This window comes from Pseudomonas sp. LH21 (assembly GCF_036549575.1).
Taxonomy (GTDB): domain Bacteria; phylum Pseudomonadota; class Gammaproteobacteria; order Pseudomonadales; family Pseudomonadaceae; genus Aquipseudomonas; species Aquipseudomonas peradeniyensis.
In genome coordinates this window covers 4974973-4999896 of sequence record NZ_CP144367.1, presented here as the reverse complement: position 1 = coordinate 4999896, position 24924 = coordinate 4974973, and the positions used below count along the sequence as shown (strand labels likewise).

Annotated in this window: 17 protein-coding genes and 1 pseudogene; 6 read left to right on the top strand and 12 right to left on the bottom strand. The window is 65.8% G+C overall.

The window, feature by feature from the left end; translation table 11 throughout:
• Nucleotides 1-29 precede the first annotated feature (29 nt).
• The 3 genes from ptsP to VUG52_RS22720 are packed head-to-tail and all read left to right on the top strand — an operon-like array spanning nt 30 to nt 5547.
• Nucleotides 30-2879, top strand: coding sequence for a phosphoenolpyruvate--protein phosphotransferase (ptsP, locus tag VUG52_RS22730; protein ID WP_050703781.1), 2850 nt, complete (start codon nt 30-32; stop codon nt 2877-2879).
• Nucleotides 2879-3826 (top strand): 1-phosphofructokinase, encoded by a 948-nt coding sequence (pfkB, locus tag VUG52_RS22725; RefSeq protein ID WP_050703782.1) that lies wholly within the window; start codon nt 2879-2881, stop codon nt 3824-3826. The genes ptsP and pfkB overlap by 1 nt, the downstream gene beginning before the upstream one ends.
• On the top strand, nt 3826-5547 hold the full coding sequence (locus VUG52_RS22720; RefSeq protein WP_050703783.1) for a PTS fructose-like transporter subunit IIB: 1722 nt from the start codon (nt 3826-3828) through the stop codon (nt 5545-5547). The genes pfkB and VUG52_RS22720 overlap by 1 nt, the downstream gene beginning before the upstream one ends.
• A gap of 143 nt (nt 5548-5690) precedes the next feature.
• On the opposite strand, the gene VUG52_RS22715 is transcribed toward VUG52_RS22720, so the two are convergent.
• Nucleotides 5691-5912 carry a DUF3820 family protein gene (locus tag VUG52_RS22715; protein ID WP_050703784.1) on the bottom strand — a complete coding sequence of 74 codons (222 nt, stop codon included), beginning with the start codon at nt 5910-5912 and terminating at the stop codon, nt 5691-5693.
• 204 nt (nt 5913-6116) lie between these two features.
• On the opposite strand from VUG52_RS22715, the gene VUG52_RS22710 reads away from it, so the two are divergent.
• Nucleotides 6117-6593, top strand: a complete 477-nt coding sequence (locus tag VUG52_RS22710; protein ID WP_050703785.1) for a ferritin-like domain-containing protein — start codon at nt 6117-6119, stop codon at nt 6591-6593.
• A 153-nt stretch (nt 6594-6746) separates the two neighbouring features.
• Here VUG52_RS22710 and VUG52_RS22705 read toward each other — a convergent pair whose 3' ends face one another.
• The 7 genes and pseudogenes from VUG52_RS22705 to VUG52_RS22675 all read right to left on the bottom strand — a co-directional run.
• Nucleotides 6747-8243, bottom strand: a complete 1497-nt coding sequence (locus VUG52_RS22705; protein ID WP_050703812.1) for a GGDEF domain-containing protein — start codon at nt 8241-8243, stop codon at nt 6747-6749.
• A gap of 212 nt (nt 8244-8455) precedes the next feature.
• Nucleotides 8456-9766 carry an OprD family porin gene (locus tag VUG52_RS22700; protein WP_050703786.1) on the bottom strand — a complete coding sequence of 437 codons (1311 nt, stop codon included), beginning with the start codon at nt 9764-9766 and terminating at the stop codon, nt 8456-8458.
• 204 nt (nt 9767-9970) lie between these two features.
• Nucleotides 9971-10195, bottom strand: coding sequence for a hypothetical protein (locus tag VUG52_RS22695; RefSeq protein WP_050703787.1), 225 nt, complete (start codon nt 10193-10195; stop codon nt 9971-9973).
• Nucleotides 10196-10325: 130 nt separating this feature from the next.
• On the bottom strand, nt 10326-11741 hold the full coding sequence (locus VUG52_RS22690; RefSeq protein WP_050703788.1) for a heavy metal sensor histidine kinase: 1416 nt from the start codon (nt 11739-11741) through the stop codon (nt 10326-10328).
• A 141-nt stretch (nt 11742-11882) separates the two neighbouring features.
• Complete coding sequence (locus VUG52_RS22685) at nt 11883-12554, bottom strand: heavy metal response regulator transcription factor (RefSeq protein ID WP_050703789.1); 672 nt, start codon at nt 12552-12554, stop codon at nt 11883-11885.
• Nucleotides 12555-12563: 9 nt separating this feature from the next.
• A complete protein-coding gene (locus VUG52_RS22680) occupies nt 12564-15656 on the bottom strand; it encodes a multidrug efflux RND transporter permease subunit (protein ID WP_331832111.1) in 3093 nt (1030 codons plus the stop codon).
• A 140-nt stretch (nt 15657-15796) separates the two neighbouring features.
• Nucleotides 15797-16918, bottom strand: a pseudogene (locus VUG52_RS22675) (efflux RND transporter periplasmic adaptor subunit); the annotation flags it as partial.
• A 222-nt stretch (nt 16919-17140) separates the two neighbouring features.
• On the opposite strand from VUG52_RS22675, the gene VUG52_RS22670 reads away from it, so the two are divergent.
• Nucleotides 17141-18724 carry a methyl-accepting chemotaxis protein gene (locus VUG52_RS22670; protein ID WP_331832109.1) on the top strand — a complete coding sequence of 528 codons (1584 nt, stop codon included), beginning with the start codon at nt 17141-17143 and terminating at the stop codon, nt 18722-18724.
• Nucleotides 18725-18856: 132 nt separating this feature from the next.
• Here the strand turns inward: VUG52_RS22670 and VUG52_RS22665 are convergent, their stop codons facing one another.
• Together VUG52_RS22665 and VUG52_RS22660 are read right to left on the bottom strand one after the other, a co-directional pair.
• The gene (locus VUG52_RS22665; RefSeq protein WP_331832108.1) at nt 18857-19591 is read right to left on the bottom strand and encodes a YkgJ family cysteine cluster protein; all 735 of its coding nucleotides are present in this window, start codon (nt 19589-19591) and stop codon (nt 18857-18859) included.
• Nucleotides 19588-19893: a hypothetical protein gene (locus VUG52_RS22660; RefSeq protein WP_050703793.1), complete on the bottom strand. Its 306-nt coding sequence runs from the start codon at nt 19891-19893 to the stop codon at nt 19588-19590. Before VUG52_RS22660 ends, VUG52_RS22665 begins: the two co-directional genes overlap by 4 nt.
• Before the next feature lie 182 nt (nt 19894-20075).
• Between VUG52_RS22660 and VUG52_RS22655 the strand changes: the two genes are divergently transcribed.
• On the top strand, nt 20076-21803 hold the full coding sequence (locus VUG52_RS22655; RefSeq protein ID WP_082337631.1) for an anti-phage dCTP deaminase: 1728 nt from the start codon (nt 20076-20078) through the stop codon (nt 21801-21803).
• Nucleotides 21804-22184: 381 nt separating this feature from the next.
• Here the strand turns inward: VUG52_RS22655 and VUG52_RS22650 are convergent, their stop codons facing one another.
• Together VUG52_RS22650 and norR are read right to left on the bottom strand one after the other, a co-directional pair.
• Nucleotides 22185-23084: a chemotaxis protein gene (locus VUG52_RS22650; protein WP_050703794.1), complete on the bottom strand. Its 900-nt coding sequence runs from the start codon at nt 23082-23084 to the stop codon at nt 22185-22187.
• Between the two features lie 240 nt (nt 23085-23324).
• Nucleotides 23325-24875, bottom strand: a complete 1551-nt coding sequence (norR, locus tag VUG52_RS22645) for a nitric oxide reductase transcriptional regulator NorR (protein WP_050703795.1) — start codon at nt 24873-24875, stop codon at nt 23325-23327.
• Between the last annotated feature and the right edge of the window lie 49 nt (nt 24876-24924).

The window sequence follows — 24924 nt, the reverse complement described above, 5'->3', positions numbered from 1 at the left end:
CGACGGGGCTGCCGCAAAAGGAGAGGGTCATGCTCGAGCTTGCCGTGGAGCAGATTGCCATGGGCCAGCGTGCCGCCGACAAGGGCGAGGCACTGGCGTTGCTGGCCGAACGACTGGTTGCCGATGGCCTGGTCGCCGAGGGCTACCTGGCAGGGCTGCAGGCCCGGGAGGCGCAGGGCTCGACCTTCCTCGGCCAGGGCATCGCCATCCCCCACGGCACGCCGCAGACCCGCGAGCTGGTGCACGCCACCGGTGTGCGCCTGCTGCAGTTCCCCGACGGCGTGGACTGGGGCGACGGGCAGATCGTCTACCTGGCCATCGGCATCGCCGCCCGCTCCGACGAACACCTGCGCCTGCTGCAACTGCTGACCCGCGCCCTGGGCGAAACCGACCTGGCCGAGGCGCTGCGTCGCGCCGGCAGCGCCGAGGCGCTGCTCAAGCTGCTGCAGGGCGCGCCGCGCGAGCTGGCGCTGGATGCCCAGCTGGTCGGCCTCAACCTGGCTGCGGAAGACTTCGATGAACTGGCCTGGCGCGGCGCTCGGCTGCTGCAACGCGGCGGCTGTGCCGACAGCGGCTTTGCCGCCGTGCTGCAGCAGACCGAGCCGCTGCCGCTGGGCGAAGGCCTGTGGTGGCTGCACAGTGAGCGCGAGGTGCGCCAGCCGGGCCTGGCCTTCGTCACCCCACAGCAGCCACTGCGCTACCGCGACCAGCCGCTCAATGGCCTGTTCTGCCTGGCCAGCCTCGGCGCCGCCCACCAGGCCTTGCTCGAGCGCCTGTGCGAGGTGCTGATCGAGGGCCGTGGGCAGATGCTCTACCAGGCCACCAGCAGCCGCGCCGTGCTCGAAGTGCTTGGCGGCGAGGCGCCCGCCGACTGGCCCAGTGTCCGGGTGATGCTGGCCAACGCCCATGGCCTGCATGCGCGTCCGGCCAAGGTGCTGGCGCAGTTGGCCAAGGGCTTCGAGGGCGAGATCCGCATCCGCCTGCAAGACAGCGCCCAGCCCGCCGTCTCGGTGAAGAGCCTGAGCAAGCTGCTGAGCCTGGGCGCTCGCCGTGGCCAGGTGCTGGAACTGATCGCCGAACCGGGCGTTGCCGCCGATGCCTTGCCGGTGCTGCTGGCCGCCATCGAGCAGGGGCTGGGCGAGGAGGTCGAGCCCTTGCCGCAAACGGCAGCAGTGGAGCAGCCGCAGGTCGAAACCCACCAGGCCCCGGCGCCCGGCAGCACCCTGCAGGGTGTCGCGGCCGCGCCGGGCATCGCCAGCGGCCCGGCCCATGTGTGCGTCGAACGCGAGATCGACTACCCGCTGCGCGGCCAGTCGCCCGGCCAGGAGCGCGCCAGGTTGCGAGCGGCCATCGACAAGGTGCACGCCGACCTGCAGGCCCTGGTGCAACGCAGCGACAAGGCCATCGGCGAAATCTTCGTCACTCACCAGGAAATGCTCGCCGATCCGGCCCTGACCGACGACGTCGAGCTGCGCCTGGCCCAGGGCGAGAGCGCCGCCGCCGCGTGGATGGCGGTGATCGAGAGCGCCGCCCGCCAGCAGGAAGCGCTGCACGATGCACTGCTGGCCGAGCGCGCCGCCGACCTGCGGGATATCGGTCGCCGTGTGCTGGCCCAGTTGTGTGGCGTGCAGGCGCTGGTCGAGCCCGAGCAGCCCTACGTGCTGGTGATGGCCGAGGTGGGCCCGTCCGATGTGGCGCGCCTGGACCCGGCGCGGGTCGCCGGCATCGTCACCGCCCAGGGCGGCGCCACGGCCCACAGCGCCATCGTCGCACGGGCCCTGGGCATCCCGGCGGTGGTCGGTGCCGGGGCGGCAGTGCTGCTGCTGGAGAGCGGCACGCCTTTGTTGCTCGATGGCCAGCGCGGGCAGGTCGAGGTCGCGCCGCCCGAGGCCCGCTTGCAACGGGCGCTGGCCGAGCGCGATGCCCGTGAGCGGCGCCTGCAGATCGCCTGGGCCAATCGCCATGAGCCGGCGCAGACCCGCGACGGCCATGCCATCGAAGTGTTCGCCAACATCGGCGAAAGCAGTGGCATCGACAAGGTAGTGGAGCAGGGCGCCGAAGGCGTCGGCCTGCTGCGCACCGAGCTGATTTTCATGGCCCACCCGCAACTGCCCGATGTGGCCACCCAGGAGGCCGAGTACCGCCGGGTGCTCGACGGCCTGGGCGGGCGCCCGCTGGTGGTGCGTACCCTTGATGTGGGCGGCGACAAGCCCTTGCCGTACTGGCCGATCGCCGCTGAAGAAAACCCGTTCCTCGGCGTGCGCGGCGTGCGTCTGACCCTGCAACGCCCGCAGGTGATGGAAGACCAGCTGCGGGCCCTGCTGCGCGCAGCGGACGATCGCCCGCTGCGCATCATGTTCCCCATGGTCGGCCAGCTCCATGAATGGCGCGCCGCCAAGGCCATGGTCGAGCGCCTGCGCCAGGAAATTCCGGTGGCCGACCTGCAGGTGGGCATCATGGTCGAGGTACCGTCGGCCGCGTTGCTGGCGCCGCAGCTGGCCCGCGAGGTGGACTTCTTCAGCATCGGCACCAACGACCTGACCCAGTACACCCTGGCCATCGACCGTGGCCACCCGAGCCTCTCGGCCCAGGCCGATGGCCTGCACCCGGCGGTGCTCAACCTGATCGACATGACCGTGCGCGCCGCCCATGCCCAGGGCAAGTGGGTGGGCGTGTGCGGCGAACTGGCGGCCGATCCGCAGGCCGTCGCCGTGCTGCTGGGCCTGGACGTGGACGAACTGAGCGTCGCCGCCCGCAGCATCCCTGAAGTCAAGGCACTGGTGCGCCAGGCCGACCTTTCGACGGCCCGCGCCCTGGCGCGCGAGGCCCTGCAACAAGACAGCGCCGAGGCAGTCCGGGCGCTGGTGGAGCGTTACTGATGGCCAAGATCCTCACCCTCACCCTCAACCCGGCGCTGGATATCACCATCAGCCTCGATCGCCTGCACCCCGGCGCGGTCAACCGCAGCCAGGCCCAGCACAGCCATGCCGCCGGCAAGGGGCTGAACGTCGCCCAGGTGCTGGCCGACCTGGGCCACAGCGTGACCGTCGGCGGTTTTCTCGGGCTCGACAACCTGGCGCCGTTCGAGGCGCTGATCGCCTGGCGTGGGTTCGCCGATTGCTTCGTCCGCGTGCCCGGCGAGACCCGCAGCAACATCAAGCTGGTCGAGGCCGATGGCCAGGTCACTGATATCAACGGACCGGGACCTGAAGTCGACGAGGCCGCCCGCGATGCCTTGCTGCGCCGCCTGGCCGAGGTGGCGCCGGGGCATGATGCCGTGGTGGTGGCCGGCAGCCTGCCGCGAGGGATCAGCCCCGAGTGGCTGCGCGAGCTGCTGCTGATGCTCAAGTCGCAGGGCCTGAAGGTGGCCCTGGACAGCAGCGGCGAAGCCTTGCGCGCCGGTCTCGAGGCCGCGCCCTGGCTGGTCAAGCCCAATACCGAGGAACTGGGCGAGGTGCTCGGACAGCCCGTGCTTGACCCGGCCGGCCAGCGCGCCGCCGCGCAGCGCTTGCTGGCCAGCGGCGTCGAGCATGTGGTGGTGTCCCAGGGCGAGCAGGGCGTGACCTGGTTCGCCGCCGGTCTGGCGCTGCATGCGCAACCGTCGAAGGTGCGCATCGCCAGCACCGTCGGCGCCGGTGATTCGCTGGTCGCAGGCATGGTCCATGGCCTGCTCCAGGCCGAGGCGCCCGCCGCCACCTTGCGCCGTGCCACCGCCATCGCCGCCCAGGCGGTCACCCAGGTCGGCTTCGGCATCCAGGACCGCGAGCAACTGGCCCGCCTGGAAGCCGCCGTGCACCTGGCAGAACAACAAGAAGAGGGCTGCTGATGAACATTGCCATTGTCACCGCCTGCCCCAACGGGCAGGTGTCCAGCGTGCTCAGCGCCCGCCTGTTGGCCGCCGCAGCCCAGCGTCGGGGCTGGAGCACCAGTGTCGAGGTGCAGGATGCCGAGCACCCCGAGCGTCGCCTGACCACGGCGCAGATTGCCGAGGCCGACTGGGTGCTGGTGGTCAGCACCGGGCCGGTGGACCTGGCGCGCTTCGCGGGCAAGCGCCTGTACCAGAGCACGCCGGCCCAGGCACTGGCAGATCGTGAGGAGTTTCTTGACGTAGCGGCCGCAGGGGCTCGGGTACACGAGTCGTCACCAGCACCGCAGGGCAGCGCGCCGAAAATCGTCGCGGTGACCGCCTGCCCGACCGGCGTGGCCCACACCTTCATGGCCGCCGAAGCGCTGCAACAGGCAGCGCAGGCCATGGGCTACCAGCTCACCGTGGAGACCCAGGGTTCGGTCGGGGCGCGCAATCCGCTGCCGGCCGAGGCCATCGCCGAGGCCGACGTGGTGCTGCTGGCCGCCGATATCGAAGTGCCGGCTGCGCGTTTCGCCGGCAAGCGCATCTACCGCTGCGGTACCGGCATCGCCCTCAAACAGGCCCGTGCCACGCTGGACAGGGCACTGGCCGAGGGCAAGGTGGAGGCTGCGGGGGATGCGCCTGGCGCGGTGCAGCAGGCCGAGAAGGCCGGCGTCTACAAGCACCTGCTGACCGGGGTGTCGTTCATGCTGCCGATGGTGGTGGCCGGCGGCTTGCTGATTGCCTTGTCGTTCGTGTTCGGCATCGAGGCCTACAAGGAGGCCGGCACGCTACCCGCCGCGCTGATGCAGATCGGCGGAGAGGCGGCGTTCAAGCTGATGGTGCCGCTGCTCGCCGGCTACATCGCCTGGTCCATCGCCGACCGTCCGGGGCTGGCGCCCGGGATGATCGGTGGCTTGCTGGCGAGCACGCTGGGGGCGGGCTTCATTGGTGGTATCGTCGCCGGCTTCCTGGCCGGCTACAGCGCCAAGGCCATCGCCCGCTGGGTGCGCCTGCCCAGCAGCCTCGACGCGCTCAAGCCGATCCTCATCATCCCGCTGCTGGCCAGCCTGTTCACTGGCCTGGTGATGATCTATGTGGTCGGCCAGCCCGTGGCCGCCATGCTCGAAGGGCTGACCCACTTCCTCGACAGCATGGGCACTACCAACGCCATCCTGCTCGGGCTGCTGCTCGGCGGCATGATGTGCGTGGACTTGGGCGGCCCGATCAACAAGGCCGCCTATGCGTTCTCGGTGGGGCTGCTGGCGTCGTCGAGCTATGCGCCGATGGCCGCGACCATGGCCGCCGGCATGGTGCCGCCGATAGGCCTGGGCATCGCCACCTTCCTGGCCCGGCGCAAGTTCGCCCAGAGCGAGCGCGAGGCCGGCAAGGCCGCGCTGGCGCTGGGGCTGTGCTTCATCTCCGAAGGGGCGATCCCGTTCGCCGCCAAGGACCCGTTGCGGGTGATCCCGGCGAGCATCGCCGGTGGCGCGTTGACCGGGGCCTTGTCGATGTACTTCGGCTGCAAGCTGATGGCGCCCCATGGCGGGCTGTTCGTGCTGCTGATCCCCAATGCGATCAACCATGCGCTGCTGTACCTGCTGGCGATCGTGGCCGGCAGCCTGCTGACGGCAGTGGTGTATGCCGTGATCAAGAAGAGCGAACAGGTGGAGATGGTGGTGGCGCCGGCCAAGGGCTAGCCAGGCCCGGCGCAATCCCTGTAGGAGCGGCCTTGTGCCGCGAAAGGGGCGCGGAGCGGCCCCAGGATTTCAGAGTCATACACAGTGAATGGGGCTGCTTTGCAGCCCTTTCGCGGCACAAGGCCGCTCCTACAGAGGTGCCGTCACCCCCGGGGCTTGCCCCGCAATGGCTTCAACAGATCGCCCAGCCCGTTGTGGTCGATCTCATGCATCAACGCCAGCAACCCACCCAGCTCTCCGGGCGGGAAGCCCTTGCGGGCAAACCATGCCAGGTAATCGCCAGGCAGGTCGGCGATGATCCGCCCCTGGTACTTGCCGAAGGGCATGGTGCGGGTGACCAGCAGTTGCAGGGATTCGGGTTTCATCGGGCATCGGCCTGTGGCAGGTGAAGCGCCGACCATACTGCAAACTGCACGACGACCCAAGCGGCGATCATGCAGAACGCCATTCCAAGACTTTGTTTATTTAATTACAAGTTATTGATTTTAATAAGTAAATTTATATTCATTGGCCTGGCACGAAGCTTGCTACGGTAAAGGTGACTATCACCTGCCAAGGAGTTTGTTGCCATGAGCAATCCCAACAAAGACACGATCGACGTACTCAACGACCTGATCGAGTACAGCAAGGATGGTGAGAAAGGCTTCAAGACCTCTGCCGAGGATGTGAAGAATCCCCAGCTCAAAGCTTTCTTCGTGCAGCGCGCCAGCGAGTGCGCCAGTGCCGCGGCCGAGCTGCAGAGCGAAGTGCGCCGGCTGGGTGGCGATCCGGAAACCAGCACCAGTATCAGTGGCGACCTGCACCGTGGTTGGGTCAACCTCAAGTCGATGGTCACCGGCAAGGATGAAGAGGCGGTGCTCAACGAGGTGGAGCGCGGTGAAGACCATGCGCTCAAGGCCTACAAAGAGGCCCGTGAGAAGCTGGTCAAGCTGGGGCGCTCGGCCAATGACCAGAGCTATACGCTGGTGGAGAAGCAGCTGCAGGGAGTGCAGCGCAATCATGACCAGGTGAAAGCGCTGCGCAACGCGGCTCGCGCCCGGTCTTGAGATCTTTGGGGCCGCTCTGCGGCCCTTTTCTGATTTGCCTCGAACATCGTGGGAGCGGGCTTGCCCCGCGATGCAGTGTATGGCACCGGCTTCGCCAGTGATCGCGGGGCGAGCCCGCTCCCACGCTAACCCAGTTGGATCAAAGAATTACATTCAGGCCTGAGGCCCTTCCACCCGATTCCTGCCATTGGCCTTGGCGCGGTACAACGCCTCGTCCGCATCGGCCAACAGCGCCGACAGATCCTGCGCGGTGCCCGGTACATGCAGGCCGATCCCCACGCTGACCGTCACCGACCGCTCATCATCGCCAAACGGCGGCATCGCCTCGACGCTGGCGCGAATGCGCTCGGCCAGCAGCCGGGCGCCGGTCAGTTCAGTCTCCGGCAGCACCACCTGGAACTCCTCCCCGCCATAGCGCGCCGCCAGGTCAGCCGGGCGCCGGATGCACAGCTCCAGGGTCGTGGCCACCTCACGCAGCACATGATCGCCGCCGGCATGGCCATGGCGTTGGTTGAACGCCTTGAAGTGGTCCACATCCACCATCAGTACCGCCAGCGGCTTGCGGTTGCGCTGGGCGCGTGCCCATTCCTGGCGCAACACCTGGTCCAGGCGGCGGCGGTTGGCAAGGCCCGTGAGGCTGTCGGTGGCGGCAAGCGTGGCCAGGCCTTGCTCGGCATCGTGGCGGCGGCGTAATTCACGGCCCAGCAGCAGGGTCAGCCAGAGGATGCCGATGCACAGCACGCCGGTGGCCACGCTGACCACGATCGCGGTGCGGCGCCACGACTGGAACACCTCGTCGGCCGAGTGCGCCACCAGCACGATCAGCGGCAGGTCGGCGACCCGGGCGAAGGTATAGAGGCGCTGGCCCTCGTAGGCCGTCGAGCGGGCGGTGAAGCTGCCGCTGCGCTCCTCGAGGATGCGCTTGAAGTTGGGGCGCTCGCTGAAACTGGTGCCGATCATCGGGTCCTGCGGCCGGGTCGGCTGGCGCGCCAGCAGTTGGCCGTCGGTGTTGAGCAGGTTGATGCTGCTGTCCACGCCGATGTCCAGGCGCTGGAACAGTTCGTTGAAGTAGGACAGGCGCAGGGCCCCGGCGGCCAGGCCCTGGAATTCGCCGTTGGCGCCGGAGATGCGGCGGCTGAAGCTGATGCACCAGTCCAGGTCGCCCAGCCGCGCCTTGAACGGCGGGCTGATCAGCAGGCCCAGGCCCGGGCGGTCGCGGTGGGCCTGGAAGGCCACGGTGTCGGCGAAGTTGGCCTGGCGCGGCACTGCGCTGGTGGAGTCGCCAAGCACGTCGCCCTTGGCGTCGAGCCAGAGGATGTCGCCGCGCACCGGGGCGGAGAAGGCCTGGTTGAAGAGGATCTGCTGGCGCAGCTTGGCGGGCACGTTGAGCAGCTCAGGGTGCTGCACGGCCCAGATCAGGCCCTTGAGCGACTGGTCGTAGAGTTCGACGTTGCGCAGGATATCGCTTTCGATCAACTGCACGATGTTGCTCGAAGAGCGCATTTCCGATTGCTCGACGCTGTCGCGCTCGCGGGCCAGCAGGTAGCTGACGATGGCCACGATGGCGAGCACGGCAAGGCAGCTGCCCAGGTTGAGGACCAGCTCGGGGTGCGACTTGTACAGGGCGGATCGTGGTGATCGGGTGGGCAACGTCATGCTCGCAACTGCATAAGCCCCGGGATCCATGGGGAGTGGGCCGGAAAGCGGCGGCAGTATTTTAGGCAAGGCGGGATTGTCGGACAAGATCAAAGCTGATTTGGCCGACGGAAATGATTCAGTAGGCCCATCGCGGGGCAAGCCCGCTCCCACGCCTGATAAGCCACCTGGCGTGGGAGCGGGCTTGCCCCGCGATCGGTTTCAGATCAGAACACGTTCAACGGGTAATCCACGATCACGCGGAATTCGTCATTGTCCTGGATGTTCGAGTACGCCGCGTTGGCCCGGTGCGTGGCATAGCGCAGCAGCACCGACAGGTCCTTCAGCTGGCCTTGCTGGAACACGTACTTCACGTCGAAGTCGCGCTCCCAGTGCCGGGCATTCTCGCCGTCGGCGTTATAGAAGGCGTAGTACTGGGTGTCCTGGCTGGCCTTGGTCAGGTCGGCCTTGCCGCGCGAGTACGACAGCGAGGTGCTCAGGCCCGGCATGCCGATGCCGGCGAAGTCATAGTCGTACTGCAGCTTCCAGGAACGCTCGTTCGGCGCGTTGAAGTCCGAGTACATGCGCGAGTTGTCGAGGAAGATGCTGTCGCCCAGGTTGATGTAGTCGAACGGCGTGTCGCCGTTGACCCGCTGGTAGGCGGCGGTGACGCTGTGGTACCCAGCGGCCACGGTGAAGTGCACGCTCCAGGTGTTGTTGTCGATGTCGCCCAGCTTCGACTGGCCGGTGTCCTGGGTGTGGTAGAAGTGCACGCCCGGGTTCAGGCTGACCAGGTCGTTGACCTGGTAGGTGTAGTCGAAGTCGGCGTAGTACTGGTTCCAGATGTCCTTCAACTCGGCGGCGTAGACGTTGGCGGTAACGCCTTCGGTGCCGCTCCAGGAGGCGCCGGCCCAGCTCAGGTTCTGGCTGTCCTGCTCGCGCGTCTGGTTGCTGTAGTAGGTGTTGATGCGGCGGTGGCCGCTCTGGTTGTACGGCTTGGTGAAGCTGACCTTGCCGCCTTCGAGCATCAGCCCGTCGATGCTGCGGTTGGTCACGGCGACGCCGCGGAAGGTCTGCGGCAGCATGCGGCTTTCGCCACCGGCGATCACCGGGTTGGTGAGGAACAGGTCACCGGCCTTGAACTCGGTGTCGAAGCCCTTGAGCTTGATCGCGCCGCCGGCGGTGGAGAAGGCGTGGCGTGCCTTGTCTTCCGGCGCGCTCGGCAGGATCGAGGTGCCTGCGCGGCCGCCGCCGCCGTCCAGCTTCAGGCCGACCATGGCGTGGGCGTCGAGGCCGAAGCCGATCACGCCGGGCGTGTAGCCGGACTCGAAGCGCGCCACGGCGCCCTGGCCCCACTCGCGCTTATCCTTGATCGAGGCATTCTTCTCGTTGCGGTTGAAGTAGGCATTTCTGAAGTGCAGGTTCAGCGTGGAACCCTCGATGAAGCCATCAGCCTTGTCTTCATCGGCCTGTGCGGCCACGGGCATCGTTGCGGCCAATGCAACGAACAACGGGGTGAAACGAAACGCAAAAGACACCGGTACAAACTCCTTTGGTCAAGCGATGGGGCAGTTTTTTATTGTCGTGTCTGCAAGTTCTTATTAGAGACGTAACAGCCAGGCTGATATTTTCGACGCATAAAAAAAGCCGCTGAAAGGCAGCGGCTTTGAAAGGCTAACATATCGTCACGGGCACTGCCCATGGTGTAGCCAAGGGAAAACTGGAAACTGGAGTGGGGCCGATCAGCTGTCGGCATCGGTGTCGACAGAGACTTTGGAAGCGGTCTGCCGTGCGTCTTTTACCGCATCGGCCTGTTGCGCGGCGTAGGCTTCGCGAGCCTCCTGGTGAACCGCGGCAAATTCTGCGTTACGGGCGACGAAGGCCGGGGATTCTTCCGCCATGGCCAGGGGCGACAACAACAGGGAAGACAGGACGAACACGCTGGCAATACCCATACTGTTGGACATTTGATGCAACCTTCTTGCGGGGCAAGTGCTAATGGAGACAGGGCTAAAGTTAGTCCTGTAAACAGCGGGGAAACAGAGGCTGTTCAGATAAGCACTGTTGCGCAAAAAGTAATGATCGCGGCAAAAACACTCAGACTTTTACCGCAAACCCGCGTAGTTGAGCGTTCGGCAAGTTGATACCGAAGGTATTGGCCCCGGCTTCGCTGTGCACGAAAACACTGCCGCCGTGCATCAGGGCGATCGCCTTGACGATGGCCAGGCCCAGTCCGTGGTTGCCGCCGCCGCTGTTAGCGCGGGCCGCATCCACCCGGTAGAAGCGCTCGAACAGCATCGGCAGGTGCTCGTCGGCAATTGCCGGCCCCGGGTTGCTCACCGCGATGCTGACCTGTTCCTCGCCCGCCTCGATGCGCACCTGGATCACCTGGTGCGGCGCGGTGTGCTGCACGGCGTTGTTGAGCAAGTTGATCAGCGCCCGGCGTAGCTGGGCCTTTTCGAAACAGGCCTGGGCGTCGCCGCTGACGCTGACGCTGACCTGGGCGTCCTCGAGGATGTAGTCGAGGTAGTCGAGGGTGGTGGCCACTTCCTCGGCCAGTGAGGCGCTGGTCAGCGAGGTGGCCTTGCTGCCCTGGTCGGCACTGGCCAGGAACAGCATGTCGTTGATGATGCTGCGCAGCCGCTCCAGCTCCTCGAGGTTCGATTGCAGCACCTCGAAGTAGTGCTCGGCGCTGCGCCCACGGGTCAGGGCGACCTGGGTCTGGCCGATCAGGTTGGTCAGTGGCGAGCGCAGTTCGTGGGCGACGTCGGCGTTGAAGGCTTCAAGCTGTGAATAGGCCTGGCTGACCCGGTCGAGGGCGGCGTTGAAGGCGCCGGCGAACTGCGCCAGCTCCGGCGGCAGGTCGCGGGTCTGCAGGCGGCCGTCCAGGCGTGGCGGGGCCAGAGCCTGGGCCTCGTCCGACAGCGCCAGCAGGGGCTTGAGGCCGATGCGCGCGACCCAGTAGCCGAGCAGCGAGGCCAGCAGCACGCCGAAGGCGGCCAGGCCGACGATGGCCACCAGCAGGCTGTGCTGGGCCTGCCAGAAGGTCTCGGTGTCGATGCCGATCAGAAAGCGCAGCGGCGGGCGCTCACCCAGCGCCGGCAGTTCGCTGACCAGCACCTTGTACGGGTAGGGGCTGTCGCTCAGGCGCAGGTCGCGCATGCCCGGCGCGCCCTCGGCGAAGCCGCGCACCTGTTCGGTGGGATGGCCGTATTCGAAGGCCGGGTTGCTGCTCACCACCCAGAAGCGGATGCGCCGGTCTTCCTCGCTGAGCAGGTTGAGCTTGTTGTTGATCTTGGCCCAGTGTTCGGGGGTGCCGTAGCGGTTGAGGGTGGATTCGAGCACGCTGAAGCGCGCGTCCAGTTCGGCGGCTGGCAGCAGGTCGAGGCTGCGGTCGACCTGGCGGTACAGGGCGCTGCCGATCAGCACGAACACGGCCAGGGCCACCAGGGTGAACAGGGCCGAGAGGCGCAGGGCGATGGAGTTGCCGGGTTTGGCACGCAAGAGGTTCATGTCCGATTGCCCGTCGGAGGTTCGTGGGAGCGGGCTTGCCCCGCGAGCACCGGCCAAGCCGGTGCCATCCACCGCGGCGTCTGCATCGCGGGGCAAGCCCGCTCCCACGCCATGTACGTAGTGAGCGCGATATCGCGCAGCTTATCCACGGTGCTCCAGGACATAACCCATGCCTCGAATGGTATGCAGCAGCTTGTTGTCGAACGGCCCGTCGAGCTTGGCGCGCAGGCGCTTGATGGCCACCTCGACGACATTGGCGTCGCTGTCGAAGTTGATGTCCCAGACCAGCTCGGCGATGGCGGTCTTGGACAGGATCTCGCCCTGGCGCCGGGCCAGCACGCTGAGCAGCGAGAACTCCTTGGCGGTGAGATCCAGACGCGCCCCCGCGCGGGTGGCCTTGCGCGCCATCAGGTCGATCCACAGGTCGGCGACCTGAATCTGCAAGGGCTCGTGAATGGCGCTGCGCCGGGTCAGCGCCTGCAGGCGGGCGACCAGTTCGAGGAACGAGAACGGCTTGCCCAGGTAGTCGTCGGCGCCTTCGCGCAGGCCATGAATACGGTCCTCGACTCGCTCACGGGCGGTGAGCATGATCACCGGCGTCTGCTTGCGCGCCCGCAGTGCGCGCAACACGCCATAGCCATCCAGGCCCGGCAGCATCACGTCGAGCACGATCACCGCGTAGTCGCCTTCCAGGGCCAGGTGCAGGCCGTCGATGCCGTCGCGGGCCAGGTCGACGGTGAAGCCTTGCTCGGTGAGGCCGCGATGCAGGTAGTCGGCGGTTTTCTCTTCGTCTTCGATGATCAGCACACGCATGGTCTTGTCTCAACTGGCGGTCGGCGCGGGGGCGGCAGCGGCCCGGCGGCGGTGGAACAGGCGCTCCAGGGCCAAGTATATGACCGGGGTGGTGAACAGCGTCAGCGCCTGGCTCACCAGCAGGCCGCCGACCACGGCGATGCCCAGCGGCTGGCGCAGTTCGGCGCCGGTGCCGAAGCCGAACATCAGCGGCACCGCGCCGAGCAGCGCGGCCAGGGTGGTCATGATGATCGGACGGAAGCGCACCAGGCATGCCTGGTGGATCGCCTGCTCGGGCGTCATGCCCTGGTGGCGCTGGGCGTCGAGGGCGAAGTCGATGAGCAGGATGCCGTTCTTCTTGACGATGCCGATCAGCAGCACCACGCCGATCAGGCCCATGATGGTGAAGTCCTGGCCCATCAGCCACAGCAGGATCAGCGCGCCCAGGCCCGCCGAGGGCAAGGTGGAGATGATGGTCAGCGGGTGCACGCAGCTCTCGTAGAGCACGCCGAGGATGATGTACACCGCCACCAGCGCGGCGAGGATCAGGTACGGCTGGCTCGACAGCGAGCTCTGGAACGCCTGGGCCGCACCCTGGAAGTTGCCGGCGATCGAGTCGGGCATGCCCAGCTCGCGCTGGGTGCGTTCGAGGATCTGCACCGCGTCGCCCAGGGCCACGCCGGGGGCCAGGTTGAACGACAGGTTGGCCGCCGGGAACAGGCCGTCGTGGCTGATCGACAGGGGACCGGTGCTGGGCGGCGCGACATGGGCCAGGGCCGACAGCGGCACCATCTCGCCGGACAGCGGCGAGCGCAGGTAGAAGTAGTTGAGGCTCTCGGCCTTGCCGCGCTGGCGGGCGTCCAGTTCGAGAATCACCTTGTACTGGTTGGTCTCGGTCTGGAACTCGCTGATCTGGCGCTGGCCGAAGGCGTCGTACAGCGCCTGGTCGACGTCGGTGGTGGTCAGGCCGAAGCGCGCCGCGGCCTGGCGGTCGATGTCGATGCGGGTGACGCTGGCGCCCAGCTGCAGGTCGTTGGACAGGTCGCGGAACGCCGGGTTCTCGCGCAGGCGCTCGGTCAGGCGCTGGGTCCACAGGTTCAGCGCCACCCCGTCATTGCTCTTGAGCACGTACTGGTACTGGGTGCGCGAGGGGCCGGAGCTGAGGTTGATGTCCTGCCCGGCGCGCAGGTAGAGGACGATGCCGGGGATCTGCATCAGTTTCGGGCGCATGCGGTCGATCCACTCACTGGCCGAGACGTCGCGTTCGCCACGGGGCTTGAGGGAGATCCAGAAGCGGCCGTTGGCGATGGTCTGGTTGCTGCCGGTGACGCCGACCGAGTGGGAGAAGGCGCGCACTGCGTGGTCGGCCTCGATGATCTTCGCCAGGGCCTGGTGCTTCTCGATCATCGCCGGATAGGAGACATCCGCCGCCGCCTCGGTGGTGCCGAGGATGAAACCGGTGTCCTGCAACGGGAAGAAGCCCTTGGGGATGGCCACGTAACCGGCCACCGCCAGCGCCAGGGTCAGGCCGAACACGCCGAGGGTGATGCGCCGGTGCGCCAGGGCCCGGTCCAGGCCCTTTTCGTACCAGCGCATCAGGCGCTGGCCGAGGCCGCCGTGCTGCTCCTCGGGTGGGCGGCGCATGCACAGCGCGGCCAGGGTCGGCGCCAGGGTCAGCGAGACCACCACCGAAATCAGGATGGTCGCGGTGGCGGTCAGGGCGAATTCCTTGAACAGCCGGCCGACCACGCCGCCCATGAACAGCAGCGGGATGAACGCGGCGATCAGCGAGAAGCTGATCGACACCACGGTGAAGCCGATCTCGCCGGCGCCCTTGAGCGCGGCGGTGCGGCTGTCGTCGCCGGCCTCCAGGTGGCGGTGGATGTTCTCCACCACGACGATGGCGTCATCCACCACGAAGCCCACGGCGATGACGATGGCCACCAGGGTGAGGTTGTTGAGGCTGAAGCCGAACACGTACATCAGCGCGCAAGTGGCGATCAGCGACACGCCAAGCACACTGGAGACGATGAAGGTCGCCGACCACTGGCGCAGGAACAGCGCCATCACCCCGATCACCAGGGCCACGGCAATCATCAGGGTCAGCTCCACCTCGTGCAGCGAGGCGCGGATGGTTTGGGTGCGGTCCTGCAGCACCGAGACATCGACCGCCGCCGGCAGCATCTCCTGCAGGCGCGGCAGAGCATCGAGTACCCGGTCCACGGTATCGACGATGTTGGCGCCGGGCTGGCGGAAGATCACCAGGTTGAGCCCCGGCCGGTCGCCGGACCAAGCTTTCACATAGGCGTTCTCGGCGCCATCGATCACCTTGGCCACATCGGCCAGGTGCACCGGCGCGCCGTTACGGTAGCTGACGATCAGCCTGGCGTAGTCCTCGGGGTGGAACAGCTGGTCGTTGGCGGCAAGGGTCGACACGCTGTGCTCGCCATACAACGCGCCCTTGGCCAGGTTGAGGCTGGTCTGCTGGATGGCCAGGCGAATATCGGCCAGGGTCAGGCCGATGGCGGCGAGCTTCTCGGGCTGGGCCTGCACGCGGATGGCCGGGCGCAGCTGGCCGGTGATGTTGATCAGGCCGACCCCGTCGATCTGGCTGAGCTGGCGGGCCAGCAGGGTCTCGGCGTAGTCGCTCAGTTCGTTGCCGGGCATCTGCGTCGAGCTGACGGTGAGGATCAGCACCGGGCTGTCGGCCGGGTTGACCTTGCGCCAGGTCGGCGGGCTGGGCATGTCCTGGGGCAGGCGCGCGGTGGCGGTGTTGATCGCCGCCTGGACTTCCTGGGCGGCGGTGTCGATGTTCTTGTCGAGGGTGAACTGCAGGATCAGGTTGGTCGAGCCCAGGGCGCTGCTGCTGGTCATCTGGGTCATGCCGGGGATGGCGCTGAACTGTACCTCCAGGGGCGTCGCCACTGACGAGGCCATGGTTTCCGGGCTGGCGCCGGGCAGCTGGGCGGTGACCTGGATGGTCGGGAAGTCGGCCTCGGGCAGGGGCGCCACCGGCAGGCGCGGGAAGGCGATGGCGCCCAGCAGCACCAGGGCGAAGGTCAGCAGCAGGGTGGCGATGGGGTGATCGATGCACCAGGCCGAGACGCCATTGCGGGTGTTCATGGCTGGCTTGCCTCGGGTTTGGTGGTGTCGGTGAAGGCCTCATCGCGGGGCAAGCCCGCTCCCACGCCTTGCTGTGGTTGTCGTGGCAGCGGGCTTGCCCCGCGATTGCCATCCGCCAGGCGCTGCGACTGCTTGCACTGTGACTCGCCACTGAGTTCCACGCGGCTCCCCGGCTTGAGCCGCGACTGCCCATCGAGTACCAGGCAATCCCCGTCCTTGACCCCGGCGATGACGTTCAGCGTGCTGTCCTGGTACACCACCTTGACCGGTACGGCGCTGACCTTGTCGCCGTCCAGGCGGTAGACGAAGTGGCCGTCGATGCTGCGTTGCACCACCGGTGGCGGCACCACCAGGGCGTCCTCGTCCACCGCCGTGCGCAGGCGCACGGTGACCAGCTGGCCGGGCCACAGGCGGCCGTCCTTGTTGTCGAACTCGGCCTTGACCCGCACCGTGCCGGTGGTGGCCGAGACCTGGTTGTCGATCAGCATCAGGTGGCCCCTGGCGAGCAGGCTGCGTTCACCGTCGGCGTCCATGTACGCCTCGACCTCGGCGGCGGTGGGCGATTTCAGCAAACCCTGCAGGACCGGGAGCTGCTGCTGAGGCAGGGCGAACTCCACGGCGATCGGGTCGATCTGGGTGACGCTGAACAGGCTCTGGGTGTCGCTGGTGCGCACCAGGTTGCCGGGGTCGACGTTGCGGATGCCGACGCGGCCGGTGACCGGCGAGCGGATCTGCGTGTAGCTGAGCTGTACCGCGGCATTGTCGATGGCAGCCTGGTTGCCCTTGAGGGTTGCCTGCAACTGGTTCACCAGGGCCTGCTGCTGGTCGAGGGTCTGCTTCGACACGCCGTCGTCGGTGCTCAGCAGCTGGTAGCGCTTGAGGTTGACGTTGCCGACCTGCAACTGCGCCTGGGTCTGGCCGAGCTGGGCGCGGGCCTGGTCCAGGTTCGCGCGGATCGCCCGGTCGTCGAGGGTGGCCAGCAGGTCGCCCTGGCTGACCCACTGGCCTTCCTTGACCAGCACCTGGGTCAGCACGCCCTCGACCTGGGGGCGGACCTCGACGCTGTGCAGCGACAGTACCGAGCCGATGGCGCTGAGGTAGCGCGGCACGTCCTGCTGGGTCACCGCGACCACCCGCACCGGGATCGCGCTGGCGGTGCGGCTGGCCGGGGCCTCTTGGCGTACACCCAGCCAAGTGCCGACGGCGGCCAGCAGGACCAGGGCCAGGGCGGCGAGAACGAGGGAGCGGGACGGACGTCGCATCGGGGCGGGCACCTTGGCCAAGGGGCTGGGAAAAAGATTCGGCTATTGCAGGGTTATAGCGCGCCGACCGGGTCGGCAGCGTGACGCCTGGCTGTCACGGCTGTCAGTTTCGGTGGGTTGATGGCCAAGTGCCAATACCCTGTCGTGGATCAATATTGCACCGACGTTTGCCCCTACAGTCGTACGCCCTGCCGATTTCCCGTACAACAACGAGAGCCTCCGATGAAGTGCAATATGCCTGTTACCGGTCGCGAAGTGGATTACCCCGGCGACGCCAACATCCTGTCCACCACCGACCTGGACAGCCGCATCACCTATGCCAACGACGATTTCCTGCGGGTCAGCGGGTTTTCCCGCGAGGAACTGCTGGGCAGTGCCCATCACATCGTCCGCCACCCCGACATGCCGCCCCAGGCCTTCGCCCAGATGTGGCAGGCGCTCAAGGCCGGGCGTTCGTGGATGGGGCTGGTGAAGAACCGCTGCAAGAACGGTGACCACTACTGGGTGAGCGCCTTCGTCTCGCCGATCAGCAGCGGCGGGCAGGCATTGGAGTACCAGTCGGTGCGGACCAAGCCCGGGGCCGAGCAGGTCGCGGCGGCCGAGCGCTGCTATGCGCGTCTGCGCGAAGGCCGGCGTGGCTGGCGCGAGCGCTTGCCGGTGCTGGAGCTGGGTTCGCGTCTGTCGCTGGCGGTCGGAGCCGTGCTGGCGTTGGTGCTGGGGGCCGGGCAGTGGTGGCTGGGGGCGCCGCTGCTGGAGTCGCTGGCAGAAGTGGCCGCGGCGGCAGGTTTGAGCAGCCTGGCGATCCTGGTGCTGTTGCGCCCCTACGAGCGGCTGCGCCAGCAGGCCCAGGCGATCGCCGACAATTCGCTGAGCCAGCAGTTGTACACCGGCCGGCGTGACGGCCTGGGGCAGATCGAGTTCGCCATGCGCATGCTCAAGGCGCAGCTGGGAGCAGTGGTCGGGCGTATCGGCGATACTTCGTCACGCCTGGCCGGACACTCCGGCTCGCTGGTCGAGGCCCTGCACAGCAGTCACGCCAACAGCCTGGAGCAGCAGAGCGAAGCCGACCAGGTGGCCACGGCGATCCACCAGATGAGCGCCAGCGTCGCGCAGGTAGCCAGCAGCGCGCAGATGGCGGCGATGGCCGCCGACCAGGCCGAGGACGAGACCCAGTCCGGCCACCAGTTGGTCGACCGCAACCGCTGCGCGATCCAGGACCTGGCCGGCTCGCTGGTCGAGGCCAGCGAGGTGATCCATCAGCTGGAGAACCACAGCAGCGAGATCTCCGGGGTGCTCGATGTGATTCGCGGCATCGCCGAGCAGACCAACCTGCTGGCGCTCAACGCCGCCATCGAGGCGGCGCGGGCCGGCGACCAGGGGCGTGGCTTCGCGGTGGTCGCCGACGAGGTGCGCGGCCTGGCCCAGCGCACCGCGCAGTCCACCCACGATATCCAGCGCATGATCGCCGCCCTGCAGGACGGCGCCCGTGCGGCGGTGCAGGTGATGCAGCAGAGCAGCGCCCATGCCGGGCACAGTGTCGAGCAGGCGCAGTTGGCCAGCGACGCGCTGGACAGCATCAGCGTGCGGGTCAACCAGATCAACGAGATGAGCCTGCAGATCGCCGCGGCGGTGGAGCAGCAGAGCCAGGTCAGCGAGAACATCAACCGCAACATCACCAGCATTCGCCAGGCCAGCGAGGCGACGGTCAGCGTCGGGCGACGCAGCCACAGCAGTGCCAGTGACGTGGCGGACCTGGCCAAGGACCTGCGGCGGTTGGCGGATGAGTTCTGGCGGCGGTGTCAGTGATTGACTGAGTTGTCAGTGCCGGCCCTATCGCGGGGCAAGCCCGCTCCCACAATGTTGGCCTCGAAGCCTCGAAGCCTCGAAGCCTCGACGGGGCAGGGCGTGGGAGCGGGCTTGCCCCGCGATTGGACCTAGCTAGAAACCGATGAACGCGTAGTAGACCGGCGCTTCGCCCGTCACCTGCAGGCGATGGGCCTGTAGTTCAGCCGCAAGCGCCTCGTCCTGCACATGCACCACCCACGGCCCATCGACCGCTGTTGGCGACTGTTCCAACACCGCAGCGAACGCTGCCATGTCCGGCAACCACGCGGTAAACCCGTTGCCCTTCAGCGCGCTGGTGGTCATCCCCAGCGCCTGGCAGATCGCAACCTTGGCGGCGATATCGTCGCGGTCCGCCTGGCGCGAGGCCTCGATCAAGGCGCGCAGTCCCTCATCCACCGGCAGGCTGCCATGAATCAGCTCAGGCCCTTGTTCCCAAGCCTCGGGCGGGCAGTCCTTGTTTTCCGGCCGCAGCGGCAGGTGTGGGTTGATCTCCGCCGGGTAGATGCGACAGACCAGTGGCCGGCTTTCATAGATGCCGCACAGGTCGTTGTCATCAAGGTTGCGGCAGCGCCCCGGGTTGAAGGCGGCGAAGGTGACCGATACGTGCAACTGCCCAGCGCCACAGGGCACCGGGAACGCGCGGCGCAGCACATGCTCGCGCTGGTCCGCCGGCATGCCAGGGCCATCGGCAATGAATCCTTCGATCAGCACCACCACCTGGCCGCCGGAGGCCGCCCACTGACGGGCCTCGGCAAGCGTCAGGGGCACATGATGGCCCGTGCAGCATTTGCCGCAGCCGGTGCAGGCGAAGCGAATACTGTCGCTCATCGCTTGCCGGCTTCCCATTCGCTGGTGAAGGCTTGCTGGCGTTGGCGGTCGTAGAGGCACAGCTCGGTACCGGTGCGGTTCTGCATGTGTTTCTGGGGGTAGGTGCCCTCGATCAGCAGCGCGCTGTAACCGACCTGGTCGTCGAACTCGGCGGGTTTGCCCAGGGCGTGGGCATCCTTGAACTGGCTGGCGGCCAGGCAGGCCTTGAGCATGTGCTGGCGCTGGTCGCTCCAGGCTTGTGGCGTCGAAGCTTGGGCGGAAACGGTTAGTAACGAAAGGCTAAGCAGTATCGAACGTAGCATGGGGCATGACCTCAACAAGAGAGGGAATTATGCCTTCCCATTGGCGCAACGCAAATTGCGAATTTTCCTACGTTTTTAGCGGAAGGCTGAAACTTTATTAGCAAGCATTGCTCGCGCTGGAAAGAGGATAATTCGTGGCTAGTATGGATTCGAAAGCCAACGGGCAACGGTGAGGTCATGGAATGCGTTTCGAGGGATCATTCGCGCAGCTGAAGGAGCGCCTGGAAATATTGGCGCAGGTTGGAACATGGAAAGAACTTAATCCGAACCAGTTTGAGTTTCGCACCCATAGCGGTGGTGTGATGGCTTGGTACCCGGGCACGGGTGAACTGAGTTTTCAGGGGAAGCCGGAGTCATCCCAGGAACTGGAGCAATTGGTAAGAAGGATGCTGTCACAGTCCGGTGAAACCCTGTCCGATGCTAGGCCGCTCATGGAGAGCCTTGCGCACGCTCCTGAAGTTATGAATATGTCCTTCCTGGATGATTCCTATGCGGATTCCGAGTTGGTTCTTGGATTTGTCGGGGCACTGGGAACTGACCTGAAAGTGGTGTGCCAAATAGTCGAAGAACGGCTCAAGGCGTTTCGCTATACCTCACACGTCATTCGTATATCCACTGATGTTATTGCAAAGATCGGGAACGTTCCGGATACCCAGGATCGCGCTGAGCGTATCGACAGGTACATGTGTGAAGGTAATCGGTTAAGGGAGGCGTCTGGAGATAATTCGATACTGGCGTTGGGCGCTGCTGTCGCCATCAGCCAATTGAGAGCTCAGGAGAGTCAGGCGGAGCCTGGTCGAAATGCCTATCTGATCAACTCTCTGAAAACACCGTTTGAGGTGCAGCGATTACGTAAGATCTATGCCGGGGGCTTCTTCCTGATCGGGGTGCATGCGGACCATGAACGTAGAAGTCGCTATCTTCTCGATGACTTACGATTGACCGAGGAGCAGGCGGCGGATCTGATTTCACGAGATGAAAACGAAAAGGAGGCCCACGGGCAGCACACCCGCGACACCTATCATTTGTCTGACTTCTTTGTCAGCTATGACGGCAATCTTGATGCCCTCAAGAATCAGGTCTGGCGGATTCTGGATCTGTTGTTCGGAAAACCCTACGTTACCCCCACCTTCGATGAGTATGCGATGTTCATGGCTTTTTCTGCGTCACTGAGGTCCGCTGATCTGTCGCGTCAGGTCGGTGCTGTACTGACCAAGCACGATTGCATCATCGCAACAGGGGCTAACGATGTACCCAAGGCAGGAGGCGGTCTGTACTGGCCGAGCAAGAATGATGCTCATGAAATTGTGGATGAGGAGGATGGAAGGGACTACAAGCGAGGCGAGGATTCCAATGCTATACAAAAAAAGGAAATAATAGAAAATATTATTCGCTCACTGCCCGAGCATTGTCGGGATGAAGTGGCGCCCTTGATAAAAGACAGCGGAATAAAAGATATCACCGAGTATGGCCGGGTTGTCCATGCGGAAATGGAAGCGCTGTTGTCATCTTCACGGGTGGGGGTAAGTGCGGTCGATAGCACGTTGTATTGCACCACCTACCCTTGCCATAACTGCGCGAAGCACATCATCGCGGCGGGTGTTGATCGTGTGGTGTATGTCGAGCCCTATCCAAAGAGTAAAGCGCAGAAATTTCATTCGGACTCGATTTCCCTGGAGCGTTCGCGTAAAGGGGTATTTTTTGATGCCTTCATCGGCGTTGGACCAAGAAGTTTCTTTGATCTGTTTTCCATGAATCTGGGTAGTGGCTACGCTGTCATACGTAAGACCGAGGATGGGCAAGCGGTTGACTGGACGGCAGCAAATGCTAAATTGCGAACCCAGATGCAGCCTTGCTCATATATCGATCGCGAATATATGGCCGGGTATACTTTGTCAACGTACTTGTAGGGTGATTCCGATGAGCGGAAGTAAAGAGGAATTTCTTCGTTATCTCGATGAGTGCCGCGAGAAGGTCCAGCAATGGCCGGTCTGGAAGCGAGAGGCTGTGAAGGCTCCGAACCGAGAGCCAGTTGTTTTCAAGGAGGCTTCGCAGACCCGCCCTCAGTCGACGAATAGCCGCTGAAACCTCAGAGCCATGCACGAGTGTCCTGTCTCGGAAATAAGCTGTTCACTTTTGGCGGCGTCTTGGGCGCCCGGCCGGCGTTGCCACTCCTCGCCATAGCCTTGCTATGACTCGTCGCGGCGCCTTGGCCGAACACCCAAGCCACTCGCCAAAAGAGAACGTATTTCCGAGACAGGACACTAGCATGGCTCTTCACGCTCTGGCTTTCAGCGCTCCTCGAACACCACCGCCCGCGCCGCCGTCACCAGGCAGTTGGTCAGCTCCGGCGAGGAGAACTTGGTCAGGATCGCATTGGCCCCCGCCAGCTTGGCCTTGTCGCCGCTCATCGCACTGTCCAGCGAGGTGTGCAGCAGGATGTACAAGTGCTGGAAATCGGGCGTTTCACGCAAGGTACGGGTGAAGGCGAAGCCATCCATCTCGGACATCTCGATGTCGGAGACGATGATGTTGATCTCCCTGTCGGTGCCTTGCAGCTCCAGTAAAACGTTGATCGCATCCTTGGCACTGCGCGCGGTATGGCATTCGATGCCGAGGTTGCGCAGGGTGTGCACCGACTGCTGCAGCGCGACCTGGCTGTCGTCCACCACCAGGATGTTGGCGGCGGCCAGCAGGCTGGCGTCTTCCTCGCTGACTTCGCCCGGGTGCGGCTCGTGCTGTGGCGGAGCGATGCCGTGGATGACCTTCTCGATATCCAGCACCTGCACCAGGGTGTTGTCGACCCGGGTCACGCCGGTGATGAACGAGCGGTTGCCCGAGCCGTAGGGCGGCGGCTTGATGTCGGTGCTCAGGCAATGGACGATGCGACTCACCGCCTGCACGTGCAGGCCCTGGCGCGAGCGGCTGATCTCGGTGACGATCAGGCAGCCGCCGTCCGGGTCGGCCAGGGGCATTTCGCCGATGGCGCGGGACAGGTCGATCACCGACAGCGAGTTGCCGCGCAGGGTGGCGACGCCTTTGACGTGCGGGTGCGCCTCCGGCAGCTTGGTCAGCGGCGGGCAGGGGATGATCTCGCTGACCTTGAGCAGGTTGATTGCCATCAGCTTGCCGCTGCGCAGGGTGAACAGCAGCAGGGACAACGAGTCCGCGCGGGCTTTTTGCGTGGCCATGGGCAACCTTCGGTTCGAAATGGGGGAGGATGCCGGGTTATCGGCTTTTTGGCGTCAGGCTTTAGCTTAGTTTGCTATTTGCGGTGCATCGCAAAGCTGTAACTGTAGGAGCGGCCTTGTGCCGCGAAAGGGCTGCGCAGCAGCCCCCAGCAATTTTGATGGTGGCTTGGAATCTGGGGCCGCTGCGCAGCCCTTTCGCGGCACAAGGCCGCTCCTACAGGGGCTGCACATGGCCTGACGCTAGCGCAGTCCCAGTCGCTTGGCCAACCGGCTCAGGTTGGCCCGGTCCAGCCCCAGCTCCCGCGCCGCGGCGGCCCAGTTGTCCCCGTGACGATTCAGGCAGGCTTCGACGATCTGCCGCTGATAGTCATCCACCGCCTCGCGCAACCCGCCCTCGGGCAACGGCGCATCGACCGACGGCACCTCGGTTTCTACCTGTAGGGCCGGCGCCAAATTGCGCAGGTCGAGGTCGGCCGCTTCCAAGGTGAGAATCTTCGGCCGCTGCCCGTGTTGCCCCAGCGCCTTGAGCGCCGAACGGCCGATCAGGTGCTCCAGTTCGCGCACGTTGCCCGGCCAGCCATAGGCCAGCAGCGCGGCCTGGGCGTCGGTGGACAAGCGCAGGCTGCCCAGCCCCAGGCGCGAGCGGTTCTGCTCGAGGAAGTAGCCGGCCAGCAGCAGCACATCGCGACCCCGCTCGCGCAGCGGTGGGACTTGCAGTGGATACACGCTCAGGCGGTGATAGAAGTCGGCGCGGAAGTGGCCACTGCGCACTTCCTCGGCCAGGTCGCGGTTGGTCGCGGCGATCAGGCGCACATCCACCCGGTGCTCGCGATCCGAGCCCAGTCGCTGCAGCTGCCCGCTCTGCAGCACCCGCAGCAATTTGGCCTGCACTGCCAGGGGCAGCTCGCCGACCTCGTCGAGGAACAGCGTGCCGCCGTTGGCCAGCTCGAACTTGCCCCGGCGTTCGCCGTGGGCACCGGTGAAGGCACCGCGCACATGGCCGAACAGTTCGCTTTCCACCAGGGTGTCGGGCAGGGCGGCGCAGTTGAGGCTGACCAGCGGTTTGTCGGCGCGCTGGCTGGCGCGGTGCAGGGCCTGGGCCACCAGCTCCTTGCCGACGCCGGTCTCGCCGGTGATCAGCACGGTCAGGTCGCTGCCGCCGACCAGGCGAATCTCCTCGACCAGGCGCTTGTGCGCCTTGCTCTGGCCGATCAGTTCGCGGTCCTGGCCGCTGGCCTGGCGGTACACCTCGGCGCGCTGGTGTTCGTCCTCGGCGCGCAGGGCCAGGTGCTCGATGCGCTCGGCCACGGTCACCGTGGCGGCGGCCAGGCTGGCGAAGGCCTGCAGGGCGTCGAGCTCCAGGCTCTGGAACTGGCCGGGGGTGAGGGCGTCGAGGGTCAGCAGGCCCCAGGGGCGCTCGTCGACCATCAACGGGCAGCCCATGCAGTCGTGGACTTCGAGGTCGACATGCTCGGCATTGACCAGGCCGTCATAAGGGTCGGGTAGTTGGCTGTCGCTGGCGAAGCGGGTCGGTTCCGGGCGACTGAGGAGTATCTGGAAGCGCGGGTGTTCGCTGACCTTGAAGCGCCGCCCCAGGGTGTCCGGCGACAGGCCGTCCACTGCCAGCGGCACCAGCCACTCGCCGTCCAGGCGCAGCAGCGCCGCGGCATCGCAGGGCAGCAGGCCGCGCATGGCGCCGAGCAGGCGGCGGTAGCGCTCCTGGTCGGGCAGGTCGCAGGAGAGGTCGCTGACCAGGGGGAGGAGGGCGGTGAGCAGGGGCTTTGCAGTCATATGGACTCCTGTTGGTCGTAATGACTATACGCCTGAGTGTGTCTTTATG